The organism is Mesorhizobium hunchu (assembly GCF_040081975.1).
GTDB classification, from domain to species: Bacteria; Pseudomonadota; Alphaproteobacteria; order Rhizobiales; family Rhizobiaceae; genus Mesorhizobium; species Mesorhizobium hunchu.
Genome location: NZ_JBEBMG010000002.1, coordinates 518,282 through 531,834 on the forward strand (window position 1 = coordinate 518,282; position 13,553 = coordinate 531,834).

Genomic DNA, 13,553 nt, shown 5'->3' on the forward strand with positions numbered 1-13,553 from the left:
CACCGCTGAACCAGGGACGCAACGATGGAAAAAGCCGAAATCGGCCTGATAGGCCTTGGCACGATGGGCTCCAACCTGGCGCTCAATATCGCCGAGAAGGGCCACCGGATCGCCGTGTTCAACCGGACCGTCTCGCGCGTCGACGAATTCAAGGCGAACGCCGGCGACCTGGCCGACCGTATCGTTCCTTGTCACAGCTTGAAGGAACTGGCCGCCGCCATCCGCCCGCCCCGGCCCGTCATCATCATGGTGGTGGCCGGCAAGCCGGTGGACGAACAGATCGCAGCCCTTCGCGGCGAACTCGAGGCCAACGACATCGTCATCGACGCCGGCAACGCCAATTTCCACGACACGGTACGCCGCTTCAAGGAACTGGAAGGCTCCGGCCTGACCTTCATCGGCATGGGCGTCTCCGGCGGCGAGGAAGGCGCCCGCCACGGCCCCTCGATCATGGTCGGCGGCACGCAGGAAAGCTGGAAGCGCGTGGAAGGCGTGCTCACCGCCATTTCCGCCAAGTTCAAGGGCGAGCCCTGCGCGGCCTGGCTCGGCCCGGACGGCGCCGGCCATTTCGTGAAAACCATCCACAACGGCATCGAATATGCCGACATGCAGATGATCGCCGAGATCTACGGCATATTGCGCGACGGACTGGGCATGGGTGCCAAGGAGATCGCGCCGGTCTTCGCCGGATGGAACGAGGGGCGCCTCGATTCCTACCTCATCGAGATCACCGCCAAGGCGCTGGCGGCCGACGATCCCAAGACCGGCAGGCCTGTCGTGGACATCATCCTCGACCGCGCCGGACAGAAGGGCACCGGCAAATGGTCGGTCATCGAGGCGCAGCAGCTCGGCATTCCGGCGACCGCGATCGAGGCGGCAGTGGCGGCGCGCGTGCTGTCGTCGCTGAAGGACGAACGGCTGGCCGCCGAAAAGACCTACGGCGCGCTCGACGTCGCGCCGATCGCCGGAGACAGGCAGACCCTCCTGAAGGACCTGGAGCTGGCGCTGTTCGCGGGCAAGATCGCCGCCTACGCGCAGGGCTTCGCGGTGATGGCCGGGGCATCGAAGGAATTCGGCTGGAACCTGCCGATGCCGACGATCGCCAGGATCTGGCGGGCCGGCTGCATCATCCGTTCCGCCATGCTCGACACGATGGCCGAGGCCTTCGCCAGCGGCGGCGCGCAGGACAATCTTTTGATGGCGCCGGCCTTCGTCGCGCTGATGAAGGAAGCGCATCCCTCGCTTCGCCGCATCGTCGCCCGCGCGGCGCAAGCCGGCCTGCCGGTCCCCGCGCTCGCCTCCGCGCTCGGCTATTTCGACGCCTACCGTCAGGGCCGCGGCACCTCGAACCTCATCCAGGCGCAGCGCGACTTCTTCGGCGCGCACGGCTTCGAACGTATCGACGACAAGGGGGCTTTTCACGGACCTTGGGGCGACGGCGGCTGACCTTTCCCCTCGCAGGAGGAACCCGCGCGTTTCATCGTCGCCACGCCCGGATTTTAATCCGTCTGATCATTGAGAAGAAAGCTCCCTTCGCGCCCGGGACGAGAGATCGGGAAGAAGGTCAGCAAGCAAAGCGCCATCGTCATCCCGGCCAAGCGAGTTTACGAGCTCGGAGCCGGGACCCATTCCGTGAGTTTGGAGACGATCCGGAATGGATCCCGGCTCTCGCCTTACGTCTTGCAGGCGTTCGGCAGCGGCCGGGATGACGCCGGGTTTGATCGCCGGAGGGACTTGCCTTATCGCCTTCGGCCGCCTCAGGACGTGTCTGGCGCGGCCAACCTTGCCAGCAGGCTCTTCATCCGAGCAGTCCTCTCTCGATCGGCGCATAGAGTGACCGCGCCTAGCAGCTCGAACCGCTGCGCCAGCATGACAATGAGCAGCATCGCCAGCGCCCGCAGACGCGCAGCCATTCGCAAGGCGTCGTCGGCCGTGTCCTGTCCGCCGGCCGAGACCGGGGCGCCGATGCCGATGAGAAAACCATGCGCCTCGGCTTCAGCGACACCAAGAATGTCGAGCAGATACCGGCGGCGAGAAGCGGGAAGGCCGGCGGCGATGTCGGCCAGATCGGCGAGGGAAAACAGCAGCGCCACGATGCGCCCCAGCACATCATAGCCTCCGTCTGTTCCCCATTCCTCCATTCCGGCCTCCTGTTCGGCGAACCAAATATGGAAGAGGCAGGAGAGGTGTGGAGAGATTTTTTGGCGAAGGCCATTCCCTTCGTCATCCTCGGGCAAGCCCGAGCACAGCGAGGGCGCGACCCGGGGATCCGTGCCTGACCATTGGTGAGGGCCAGCGCGGTGCAGAATGAAGCACCTTCTGCACCGCCTCACCTGGCCATCCCGTTCCGGCATGGATCCTCGGGTCAGGCCCGAGGATGACGAGGGGTCTGCTGTCTGCCGGCCGAGTATCGGAGAGGCAGGAGAGGTGTGAAGAGATTTTTTCGCCGACGCTCTCGCTCCTCGTCATCCTCGGGCAAGCCCGAGCGCAGCGAAGGGCGCGACCCGGGGATCCATGCCTGACCATTGGTGAGGGCCAGCGCGGTGTAGAATGAAGCACCTTCTGCACCGCCTCATTTCGCCAAAACCGTTCCGGCATGGATCCTCGGGTCAGGCCCGAGGATGACGAGGCTGATGGGGCTCTGCCCGAACTATCGCGCCCGCATTACCATGCGGGCTGCCTCCGATACCTCAAACGACTGGCACTACGCCCCGTGCCTCAGGCTCATCCCGGTGGCCTTGTCGAAGAGCATGACCTTGTCCGGGTTCCAGGCGAAACGCACCGGCTCCTCGATGGCGACCTGCGTTTGCGCCGGCACGGTGACGCGCAGATGCGTGTCGCCGACCTTGAGCGTCACGATCTTCTCGACGCCGTGGTTCTCCATGTCGTGCACCAGCGCCTCGACCGGGGCGCCGCTCTCAAGATGCAGGTCTTCGGGGCGGATGCCGAAGACGAGCGGCCGGCCGTCGGCCGCACCGCCCGTCCCGGCGCCCCCCAGGCGCCCTCCCCCGAGAGGCAATTCGAAGCGCATCGGCGTCATCACCGCACGGCCGTCCACCACACGGCCGTCCATGAGGTTCATCGGCGGCGACCCAACGAAACTCGCCACATAGGTGTTGCGCGGATCGTTGTAGATCTCCTGCGGCGTGCCGGTCTGGACGATGCGGCCATTGTGCAGCACGCCCACCTTGTCACCCATCGACATCGCCTCGATCTGGTCGTGGGTGACGAACAGGAAGGTCGCGCCGAGCTGCATCTGCAGGTTCTTCAGTTCCGTGCGCAGCGACTCGCGCAGCTTGGCGTCGAGTGCCGACAGCGGCTCGTCCATCAGGAAAACGCGCGGTTTGCGCACGATGGCGCGGCCGATCGAGACGCGCTGCATCTCGCCGCCCGAGAGCCTGTCCACCTTGCGGTCGAGCAGATGCTCGATGCGCAAGGTTTTCGCGGCGCGCGCAACGCGCTCCTTGATCTCGGCGTCGGGCAGGCGCCGGATTTTCGGCTTGAGCGGGAATTCGAGGTTCTCGCGCACCGTGTAGCGCGGATAGAGCGAATATTGCTGCAGCACCAGCGCCACGTCGCGCTCCGCCGCGCCCCAGTCGGCCACGTCGACGCCGTCGATGAAGACCTGCCCCTCGGTCGGCTTCTCGAGCCCGGCGATCAGCCTCAGCGTCGTCGTCTTGCCGGCGCCCGTCTCGCCCAGCAGCACGAAGAACTCGCCGTCGGCGATGTCGAGGTCGAGCTTGGCCAGCGCCCTGTGGCGGCCGAACGTCTTGGTGATGGTCCTGAGCTGGATATGCGCCATGGTCAGGTACGTCCCACGGTAATTTTGAAACGCCGCATTCCTTCGCGCCCCCCTCTGTCCTGCCGGACATCTCCCCTACACGGGGGGAGATCGGCGGTTTCAACCCCGCCGCCCTTCTTGCTACGTTGGTGGTTGGCGAAATCAGTGCGACCGGCTGATCTCCCCCCGTGTGGGGGAGATGTCCGGCAGGACAGAGAGGGGCGCTGTCCCGCAGCCGTCCCTGTTTGACCCGCCCTCACAACTTTACCCCCAGGCTCTTGCCGCTTGCCGTGTCGAAGAAATGCGCCTGCGCGGGATCGAGGCGGGCAAACACCTGCTTGCCGGGTCCCGGAACGAAGCCGCTCTTGGTGCGCGCGCGCAGCACCTCGTCGCCGACCCTGAGGTCGACGATGTCGAACGAGCCGAGCGGCTCGATGATCCGGGCCTCGACCGGCAGGTAGCCGTCGGCCTTCTCATGCCGGACGAGCACCCCTTCCGGGCGGATGCCGAGCGCGAGGCCGCCGGCGGCGTGGCCGTTGAGTTTCGACAGCAGTTCGTGCGGAAAGGCGAAACCGCGCTCGACCCCGCCGACCGAGACGGACGCCTCGCCGCCTTGTGCCGCCACCCTGGTTTCGGCGACGTTCATGACCGGGCTGCCGACGAACTGCGCCACGAACAGATTGGCCGGGCGCTGGTAGACTTCCTCGGGCGTTCCGACCTGCTGCAGCACGCCCTCGTGCATGATGACGATGCGGTCGGCCAGGCTCATCGCCTCGATCTGGTCGTGCGTGACGTAGATGGTGGTCGAGCCCTGCTTGACGTGCAGCCGCTTGATCTCGGCGCGCATCTCCTCGCGCAACTTGGCGTCGAGCGCGCCGATCGGCTCGTCCATCAGCATGGCCTTCGGCCGCCGCACCAAGGCCCGCCCGATCGCGACGCGCTGCATGTCGCCGCCCGACAGCGCCGACGGCTTCTTGTCCAACAGGTCGGTGATGCGCAGCACCCGCGCGATCTCGCGCACGGCCGTGTCGATGTCGCTCTTCGCCATGCGGGTGGCACGCAGCGGGAAGGCGATGTTCTCGTATACCGTCATGTGCGGATAGAGCGAGAAGGACTGGAACACCATGGCGATGTCGCGGTCCGAGCATTTGAGATGCTGCACCTTCTGGCCGTCGATGAGGATGTCGCCCTCGTCGATCGTCTCCAGCCCGGCGACGGCGCGCAGCGTCGTCGTCTTGCCACAGCCCGACTGGCCGAGCAGCACGATGAACTCGTTGTCGGCGATGGTGAGGTTGAGGTCCTTGATGACCTGGACGGCGCCGAACCACTTCTGCACGCCGCGAAGCTCGATCTGCGTCATGCCCGGCCCTCATTGTGATCGGAGACGTCGAACACGCCGCCATTCTCCCCGGACCCCGTGTCCTCCGGCGTGACGCCGGGCTTGCCGAACCAGTTGGTGAACATGAAGGTCACCAGCCCGACGATGACGATGGTCAGGCCGTAGCGATGCAGGAACAGGCTCCACGGCTGGCACAGAGCCACGATGCCGAGCACCATGACGATCTCGGCAGTCCGTTGCAGGGTTGTGCTGCTCATTTGCGGATCGCTCCGAAGGACATGCCGCGCAACAGATGGTTGCGAAGCAGGAACGTGAAGATGGCGACGGGCACCAGGAACAGGAAGGTTCCGGCCGCGATGACCGTCCAATCGGGAATACCCGAGCCGACCTGGCTGGGGATGAAGGGCGGCGCGGTCTGCGCGCGCCGGTTCGTCATCATCAGCGCGAAGGCGTATTCGTTCCAGGCGGTGATGAAGCAGAACACGGCGGTCGCGGCGATGCCGGTGGCCGCCTCCGGCAAGACGATCTTGAAGAAGGCCTGCATGCGCGTGTAGCCGTCCACCAGCGCCGCCTCCTCGTACTCTTTCGGGATCTCGTCGATGAAGCCCTTCATCAGCCAGACCGAGAACGACAGGTTGAAGGCGGTGTAGAGGATGATCAGGCCGAGATGCGTGTCGGTCAGGCCGACGACGCGGTACATCAGGAACATCGGGATCGCCACCACCACCGGCGGCAACATGCGCGTCGACAGGATGAAGAACAGGAGATCGCCCTCCCCCTTCACCTTGAAGCGCGAGAAGCCGTAGGCGGTGAAGGTGCCCATGCCGACGGCCAGCACCGTCGAGGTGATCGCGATGATCAGCGAGTTCAGGAAGCGCCCCGGATAGGCCGACCACTGCACCTCGCCCTTGCCGTCGCGCACCACCTTCTCGCCGCCGTCGAACACCATGCGCTCCCACCAGGGGGCCGCGGCGTATTCCTCCGGCGTCGGCTGCTCGCGCAACTGCGAGCGCTTGGTCATCAGTTTCACGAAGGGCGAAATCTCGGGCGTGAACACCACCGTCGGCGGGATGGTGGTGGCGAGGTTGCGCGGCTTGAACGAGGTCGACACGATCCAGTAGATCGGCGCCAGGAAGATCAGCGTGATGATCAGCACGGCGGCGATGGCGACCCTGTTGAGCGCCCGCTCTCCGGAAGTCTGAACGGCGGCCATGACTATGCCTCCATTGCGAAGTTCGGCGAGGCAATACCCCCACCCCTAACCCCTCCCCGCAAGGGGGAGGGGAAGCTGCCGCACGCCAAGTTCCCCTCCCCCTTGTGGGGAGGGGTTAGGGGTGGGGGTAAATTAGCCGACAAAGAGCGGTAAAGATCGCCCATCCTACCGCTCCTTCACCTTGTTCAGATACTTCACGTAGATGTTGGTGATGGCCAGCACCATGATCAGCACGATGTAGGCGAGCGCGCAGGAGCGCCCCGTCTGCCATTCCTGGAAGGCCATCTTGTAGAGGCGGATGGAGATGACCTCCGTGCTCGGCTGCGTCGACAGTACATAGGCGAGGTCGAAGGTCTTGAACGCCTCCATCGTGCGGAAGATGATGGCGATCATCAGGATCGGCGCCACCAGCGGCAGCGTGATGCGGAAGAAGGTGTAGAGCGGACCGGCGCGATCGATCGCCGCCGCCTCGTAGAGATGCTTCGGCACCGCCGAAAGACCGGCCAGCGACAGGAGCATGACGAAGGGCGCCCACATCCAGATGTCGGTGATGGCGACGGCGTAGAGCGCCATGCGCGGATCGCCCAGCCATTCGAACTTGCCGAGGCCCAGCGCCCAGTTGATGACGCCCCAGGACGGGTCGTAGAGCAGTTTCCAGAACAGGCCGACCACCGCCATCGACAGCATCATCGGCAGCAGAAGCAGCGTCGTGATCAGGCCCTTGAAGGGGATGTCGCGGTTGAGCAGCATCGCCGTCCCGAACCCGACCACGACCTGCCCCACCACCGAGACGATGACGTATTTCGCGGTCACCGCGAAATTGTTCCAGATGTAGGGGTCGTTGAGCAGCTCGCGATAATTCTGCAAGCCCACGAAATTGGCGGGCGCGTTGGTCGAGGCGCGGAAATCGGTGAAGGAATAGCCCAGCGAATAGAGCAGCGGAAAGATGTTGAAGACGATCAGGAAAAGGATCGTCGGAACGATGAAGAGATTGCGGATCGCCAGGTCGCTCATGCCGCGGGCGGCGGCGCGGGACTTCGGATCCAGCGTGGACATCACGGCTGTCGCCACGGCGAGTTTCCCTGCTTGCTATGTCGAAAAAAGGGAGCGGAGGAGGCGCAAAGCCCCCTCCACCAAGTCCGTGGGTTATTTCACCCGCCCGTATTTCTTGAAGGTTCCGTCCCAGTCGGAGGCGACGGCGTCCAGCACCTCCTTGGCCGAGCCCTGGCCGTTGACGACGTAGGGATAGACGCGCTGGTTGAACTGCTGCAGCAGTTCCGCATATTCGGGAACGGCCCAGAAGTCCTTCACCTTGAACATCGTGTCGTAGAAGGCCTTGTTGTAGGGCGTCGCGTTCTGGAAGGCTTCCGATTCCAGGACCGACTTGTTGCAGGTGTAGCCGCCGAGATCGGCCCACTTCTTCTGGGTGTCGTCCTGGATGAACCATTTCAGGAATTTCATCGCCTCTTCCTTGTTGTTGGAATAGGAGACGACGGAAATGCCCTGCCCGCCGAGCGCCGCGAACTGGTCGCCGCCGGGGCCCGCAGGATTGGCGAAGAAGCCGGTGTCCTTGGCGTGCGGATTGGTGGATTCGTTGAGCAGCGAAGGCAGGAACGCGAAGTAGTTCATGCTCATCGCCGCCAGGCCTTCGGTGATGGCCTGGTTGTTCTCGACGAAGAAGGCGTTGGTCCAGCCCGGAGGGGTGAAACCGAACAGTTTTCGGTAGTTCTCGAGCGCGGCCACCGCCTTGTCGGAGTTGACGACGCCATCGACCTTGTAGGTGGAATAATCGCCGAGATCCGCGCCATAGGAGAACAAGGCGTTTTCCACGCCCATGGCGAGGCCGTCATACTGGTTCTGCGTATAGATCGCGATGCCGTAGCGGTTCTGGTCCGGCCGGTTGAAGAACTCGGCGATGTCGGTCAGTTCCTTGAAGGTCTTCGGCACGTCGAGGTCGTAGCCGTATTTGGCCTTGAACGCCTCCTTCTCCTTCGGGTCCTCGAACCAATCCTTGCGATAGGCCCAGCCCACCGCGTCGCCCTCGGTCGGGATCGCCCAGTATTTGCCGCTGCCGCCAGGATATTCGGCATAATATTTGACGGTGGCCTCGGCCATCTTGTCGAGGACGTGGTTCTCCTTCACGAAATCGGTGAGATCGACATAGTGGCCGCCTTCCGAGGCCGCGCCCAGCCATTGCGAGTCGCCGACCACAAGGTCGTAAGCATCGCCGTGGGCATTGAATTCCGCGAAGGCCTTGGTCTGGAAGTCGGCCCAGGGCGTCGTCTCGACCACGACCTTGACGCCGGTTTCCTTCTCATACTCGTTGCCGAGCTCCTGCAGGTAGTTGGACGGATCCCATTCCGCCCAGAAGATGGTGAGCTGCTTTTCCTGAGCGTGAACCGATGTTCCGCATGCGAGTGCTAGGCTGACACCAGCGAGCACGCTGGTCACTGACTTGCGCATTGTTCTTCCTCCCTTGTGCGCATGGCGCTTGTAGCGGCCGGCGCCCGACCGTTCCGTTCTCCTCTGGCGCTTGCTTGCCGGGCACGGACCTCCTCATCCGTCCCGAAAACGCTTTGCGGCCATCTCTTCCCAACCGGCCACATCGTGCAAATCTGGTATTACCAATCAACAGACCGCGTCAAGGGCTTTCTTGTCCTGCCAATCCAGCCGCGAAGGCGTCGATATCGGCATAATGTTATTGTTTCTTATAGAAATGGATAGGAAAGGCGCTTTCCAAACAGTCTGTTTCTTTTTTCCCGATCGTTATTCCCGTCTGGTGGTCGGCAATCTGGTCTAACCAGATAGGAGCATGCCCTCAGCTCTTCACCTCCTCGTTCAAAGCCTCGGCCTCGGCCGCGCGAACCATCGCGCTCGCGGCCCATTGCGCGACGGACAGCATCTCGGCGCTTCCCAGTCCCCACATGTCCTTGAGGATGATGACGAGTTCCACGCCAAAGATGAGCGACAGGGATTGCACCAGTCGCCGATGGACTTTCGGCGGAAGGCGGCCCTCTAGCGGCGCGACGGCGTCCTGCAGCAGGACCTTGCGGTGGCCGCGCGCGAATTCGGGCTCCGCTCCCAGCGTGCCCGCCTGGCGCTGCGCCCACTGCTCGAGCGACAGCTTCAGCGCCGCCTTGAACGTCGCCTCGAAGGTCTCGATGCGCGGCATGGCGGTGTCGATCAGCGCGGCGACCCGCCGTTCGGCGTTTTTCGACCTGGATTGCCAGGTCAGGATCGGACCAAGTGCTTCGTCGACCACCGCGTGGACGAGCGCCGCCTGGCTCGGGAAATACCGGTAGGCGGTGGCGCGGGAGACCTGTGCGGCCTCGGCCACCTCGCTGACCGAGGGTGTCGATCCCGACTGCATCAGCCGCGTCGCCGTCTCCAGCATCAGCCGGCGCGTGCGCGCCCGAGGCCCTCTCTCGGCGCCTGCGCCGGCATCCTGTTGACGTGAGACATTCATGTCAATACGATACGCGCGTCTCACAAAAAAGCAATGCCCGCGACCTGAAAGCGGCATGGCGAGACGGAGGAACGCCGATGAAGCGCATCTACGTTGTCGGCACGGCCGACACCAAGGGCGAGGAACTCGCCTATCTGGCCGACGCCATCGCAACGACGGGCGCAACTGTCGCCCGCGTCGATGTCGGCACCCGTGGCGCGGTGGTTCCGGTCGACGTCGAGGCGCGCGAGGTGGCGTCCTGGCATCCCGATGGAACGTCCGCCGTCCTGGTCACCAATGACCGGGGAACCGCCGTTACGGCGATGGGCATCGCTTTCGCCCGTTTCATCGCCTCGCGACACGACGTCGCCGGCGTCGTCGGCATCGGCGGCGGCGGCGGCACCTCGATCGTCACCGCCGGCATGCGCACGCTGGCGCTGGGCGTCCCCAAGCTGATGGTCTCGACGCTCGCTTCCGGCGACACCGCGCCCTATGTCGACGTGTCGGACATCGTCATGATGCCGTCGATCACCGACATGGCCGGCCTGAACCGCATCTCGCGCGTGGTCCTGCACAACGCCGCCCAGGCCGTTGCCGGCATGGCCGCGCGCGCGGCTAGGATCGACGAGGGAAAACCCTCGATCGGGCTGACCATGTTCGGCGTCACCACGCCCTGCGTCACCGCGATCGCCGAAACCTTGCGCGACGATTACGACTGCATGGTCTTTCATGCTACCGGCACGGGCGGCCGCACGATGGAGAAACTCGCCGACAGCGGCCTGCTGGCCGGCGTCATCGACATCACCACGACAGAGGTCTGCGACATGCACTTCGGCGGCGTGCTGCCGGCGACGCCGGACCGCTTCGGCGCGATCGCCCGCACCAGGCTGCCCTATGTCGGCTCGGTCGGCGCGCTCGACATGGTCAATTTCTGGGCACCTTCGACCATCCCGGAGAAATACAGCTCCCGCCTCTTCTATGAGCACAACCCGAACGTGACGCTGATGCGCACGACGTCCGAGGAATGCCGCCGGATCGGCGAATGGATCGGCGAAAAACTATCGCAATGCGAAGGCCCGGTGCGCTTCCTCACTCCCGAAAGGGGGGTCTCGGCGCTCGACATCGAAGGCGGCGCGTTTTGGGACCCGGAGGCCGACGCCGCCCTCTTCCAGGCGATCGAACGCACGATCCGCCCGACCGCCACGCGCCGCGTCGAGCGCCTGCCGCTGCACATCAACGATCCGGCTTTCGCCGAGGCGGCCGTCAGGGCGTTCCGCGAAGTCCTCGGATAGAAGAACTCCCCAACCATCAGGAAGACAAGATGCCCGCGATCCCACGCAGCGACATACTGAAGAAATTCCACGCCATGATCGAGGCCGGCACGCCCATCATCGGCGGCGGGGCCGGCACCGGTCTCTCGGCCAAGGCGGAGGAAGCGGGCGGCATCGACCTGATCATCATCTACAATTCCGGCCGCTACCGCATGGCCGGGCGCGGCTCGGCGGCGGGCCTGCTCGCCTATGGCAATGCCAACGCCATCGTCAAGGAGATGGCCTACGAGGTGCTGCCGGTGGTGAAGAACACGCCGGTTCTGGCCGGCGTCAACGGCACCGACCCGTTCGTCATCATGCCGAAGCTGCTTTCCGAACTGAAGGAGATGGGCTTTTCCGGCGTGCAGAACTTTCCCACGATCGGTCTGTTTGACGGCACGATGCGGCAGAGCTTCGAGGAGACCGGCATGGGCTTTTCGCTGGAGGTCGACATGATCGCAGAGGCGCACCGGCAGGACCTGCTGACCACGCCCTATGTCTTCAACCCCGAGGAGGCCAGGGCCATGACGAAGGCCGGCGCCGACGTCGTCGTCGCGCATATGGGCGTGACGACCGGCGGCAGCATCGGCGCCACCTCCGCCAGGACGCTGGAGAGTTGCGTGGGAGAAATCGACGCGATCGCAGACGCCGCCCGCTCCGTGCGCAAGGACGTGATCCTGCTTTGCCACGGCGGACCGATCTCCATGCCGGAGGACGCCCGCTATATCCTCGACCGAACCAGGGGCCTGCACGGCTTCTATGGCGCGTCCTCGATGGAGCGCTTGCCAGCCGAGGCCGCGATCGCCGGCCAGACGCGGGATTTCAAGGCCGTCGCCATCGGCGGCGGAAAACAGGACTGAGGAGAGGACAATGACCGACAGGACAAGAATGTTCGTCTATCCGGGCGACGTCGACGCGTTCGGCTTCGAGTGGGGCAAGCTGTCGCTGACGGTGGCGCCCGAAGTCAACGGCGCGGCGCGCTTCTCCGGCGGCGTGGTCGACCTGCCGCCCGGCCAGGGCCACGCCCGCCACAATCATCCGGGCGCCGAGGAGATCATCTTCGTCATATCCGGCAATGGCGAGCAGATGATCGAGGACGAGATGGGCAACCCGATCGTGCGCCAGGTCGGCCCCGGCTGCACCTGCTACATTCCCGAGAACCGCTTCCATTCGACGCTGAATACTTCGGGCGCGCCGATGCAGCTTTTCGTCGTCTATTCGCCGGCCGGGCCGGAAACGGGCCTGCGCGATCTGCCCGACTTCAGGCTGATACCGGCCGGAACCTGACCGCCTTCCTCCCAAAGAGTGGGCAATCGCATCTGGGAGTTTGACGGCCGCGCACCCCCACTGGCACCGCCGTCCGGCTCAAAATGGGCGGTGTGGCGCTGTCACAAAGTCCCCCTCCCCCTTGTGGGGAGGGGACAGGGGTGGGGGTGCGTCACCCTTCGCGATCGCCCCTTCCAAGAAGAGGGCAGCCGCTACCGCCCCTGCAGCACCCTTATGATGGCCGGCGTGACCTGCCCGCGCGAGGCGGCGGCGATGTCCGAATGCGACAGGCGGCCCGACGTGATGCCCCGCGTCAGGCGGGAACAATATAGCCGCGGCGTATTGCGCACGGACGTGTTCATCACCTTGGCGATGTTTCGCCGGGTCGCGTAGGGTTTCCTGGAAATATTGCGCGTACAGTTTCTCACGAAATCGCTGCGCAGGCTCGGACTACCGCGCAGCGCCTCGCGACTGGCGTCATAATTGGCTTGCGAGATGCCGCAGCCCGACAGGGCAAGCATGGAAACGGCGACGACAATGAACCGTCTGGCCAATGGTGATCCCTCCTCCTTCGCCGCCCGCCCTTTGGTTATTGCGTTCACCGGTTGAGCCGTCAACCCTGCGTTGCCTGTCCCGGCCGATCGCGGCGCACGGCCCCGATGACGCAATTCCATCCATCAGGCGCCTCCGGCGGCAGATGGTTCACGCATGAAATCCCTGCTGTCAGAACGGTGGCAGCAGGCTCGTGACAGAAGGGGCCCTCGTCCGAAAAACCGGAAAGAGAGCCCCGCATGAAATTCGCTTCCACCCGCCTCGTCTGCGCCGACATCGGATCGATGGTCGCATTCTATGAAATGGTGGCCGGAACGCAGGCCGAGTGGCTGGCGCCCGTCTTCGCGGAGATCGTGACGCCGTCAGCGACGCTCGCCTTCGGCAGCGCCGAGACCGTCGCGCTGTTCAAGGAAGGCAGTGCCGAACCGGCGGCCAACCGCACGGCCATCGTCGAATTCATGGTCGAGGACGTGGACGCGACTTTCGAGCGGCTGAAAGACAGGGCAGAAATCGTGCACGAGCCGAAGCTGATGCCCTGGGGCAACCGGGCCGCGCAGTTCCGCGATCCCGAAGGCACCGTCGTCTCGCTGTTCCAGCCCGCCACGGACGCGGCAAAGCAGCGGTTCGGCGCGCGGTGACTATTCCCT

The 13,553-nt window shown here is 64.6% G+C and carries 14 protein-coding genes; 5 read left to right on the forward strand and 9 right to left on the reverse strand.

The annotated features are described in order from the left end of the window. Positions 1–24: 24 nt before the first annotated feature. Positions 25–1,446 carry an NADP-dependent phosphogluconate dehydrogenase gene (gene gndA / locus ABMA46_RS05985; protein ID WP_348998389.1) on the forward strand — a complete coding sequence of 474 codons (1,422 nt, stop codon included), beginning with the start codon at positions 25–27 and terminating at the stop codon, positions 1,444–1,446. A 311-nt stretch (positions 1,447–1,757) separates the two neighbouring features. On the opposite strand, the gene ABMA46_RS05990 is transcribed toward gndA, so the two are convergent. From ABMA46_RS05990 to ABMA46_RS06025, 8 genes are all read right to left on the reverse strand, one after another. Beyond that, a complete protein-coding gene (locus ABMA46_RS05990; protein WP_348998390.1) occupies positions 1,758–2,237 on the reverse strand; it encodes a hypothetical protein in 480 nt (159 codons plus the stop codon). Positions 2,238–2,704: 467 nt separating this feature from the next. Next, positions 2,705–3,802 carry an ABC transporter ATP-binding protein gene (locus ABMA46_RS05995; protein WP_348998391.1) on the reverse strand — a complete coding sequence of 366 codons (1,098 nt, stop codon included), beginning with the start codon at positions 3,800–3,802 and terminating at the stop codon, positions 2,705–2,707. A 235-nt stretch (positions 3,803–4,037) separates the two neighbouring features. Beyond that, positions 4,038–5,141 (reverse strand): ABC transporter ATP-binding protein, encoded by a 1,104-nt coding sequence (locus ABMA46_RS06000; protein WP_348998392.1) that lies wholly within the window; start codon positions 5,139–5,141, stop codon positions 4,038–4,040. Beyond that, entirely contained in the window at positions 5,138–5,377 is a 240-nt protein-coding gene (locus ABMA46_RS06005) for a hypothetical protein (protein ID WP_348998393.1), read from the reverse strand. Before ABMA46_RS06005 ends, ABMA46_RS06000 begins: the two co-directional genes overlap by 4 nt. After that, a complete protein-coding gene (locus ABMA46_RS06010) occupies positions 5,374–6,333 on the reverse strand; it encodes a carbohydrate ABC transporter permease (protein ID WP_348998394.1) in 960 nt (319 codons plus the stop codon). Before ABMA46_RS06010 ends, ABMA46_RS06005 begins: the two co-directional genes overlap by 4 nt. Before the next feature lie 165 nt (positions 6,334–6,498). Further along, positions 6,499–7,389 (reverse strand): carbohydrate ABC transporter permease, encoded by an 891-nt coding sequence (locus ABMA46_RS06015; protein WP_425475700.1) that lies wholly within the window; start codon positions 7,387–7,389, stop codon positions 6,499–6,501. Between the two features lie 90 nt (positions 7,390–7,479). Beyond that, positions 7,480–8,796: an ABC transporter substrate-binding protein gene (locus ABMA46_RS06020; RefSeq protein ID WP_348998396.1), complete on the reverse strand. Its 1,317-nt coding sequence runs from the start codon at positions 8,794–8,796 to the stop codon at positions 7,480–7,482. Positions 8,797–9,151: 355 nt separating this feature from the next. Further along, positions 9,152–9,799 carry a TetR/AcrR family transcriptional regulator gene (locus ABMA46_RS06025; protein WP_348998397.1) on the reverse strand — a complete coding sequence of 216 codons (648 nt, stop codon included), beginning with the start codon at positions 9,797–9,799 and terminating at the stop codon, positions 9,152–9,154. A gap of 77 nt (positions 9,800–9,876) precedes the next feature. Here ABMA46_RS06025 and ABMA46_RS06030 point away from each other — a divergent pair, with 77 nt between their 5' ends. The 3 genes from ABMA46_RS06030 to ABMA46_RS06040 are packed head-to-tail and all read left to right on the forward strand — an operon-like array spanning position 9,877 to position 12,375. Then, a complete protein-coding gene (locus tag ABMA46_RS06030) occupies positions 9,877–11,070 on the forward strand; it encodes a Tm-1-like ATP-binding domain-containing protein (protein ID WP_348998398.1) in 1,194 nt (397 codons plus the stop codon). A gap of 29 nt (positions 11,071–11,099) precedes the next feature. Further along, entirely contained in the window at positions 11,100–11,948 is an 849-nt protein-coding gene (locus ABMA46_RS06035; protein ID WP_348998399.1) for a phosphoenolpyruvate hydrolase family protein, read from the forward strand. Positions 11,949–11,958: 10 nt separating this feature from the next. After that, complete coding sequence (locus ABMA46_RS06040; RefSeq protein ID WP_348998400.1) at positions 11,959–12,375, forward strand: cupin domain-containing protein; 417 nt, start codon at positions 11,959–11,961, stop codon at positions 12,373–12,375. A gap of 191 nt (positions 12,376–12,566) precedes the next feature. On the opposite strand, the gene ABMA46_RS06045 is transcribed toward ABMA46_RS06040, so the two are convergent. Then, the gene (locus tag ABMA46_RS06045; RefSeq protein WP_348998401.1) at positions 12,567–12,908 is read right to left on the reverse strand and encodes a hypothetical protein; all 342 of its coding nucleotides are present in this window, start codon (positions 12,906–12,908) and stop codon (positions 12,567–12,569) included. 237 nt (positions 12,909–13,145) lie between these two features. On the opposite strand from ABMA46_RS06045, the gene ABMA46_RS06050 reads away from it, so the two are divergent. After that, entirely contained in the window at positions 13,146–13,544 is a 399-nt protein-coding gene (locus tag ABMA46_RS06050; RefSeq protein ID WP_348998402.1) for a VOC family protein, read from the forward strand. The last annotated feature ends 9 nt before the right edge of the window (positions 13,545–13,553 follow it).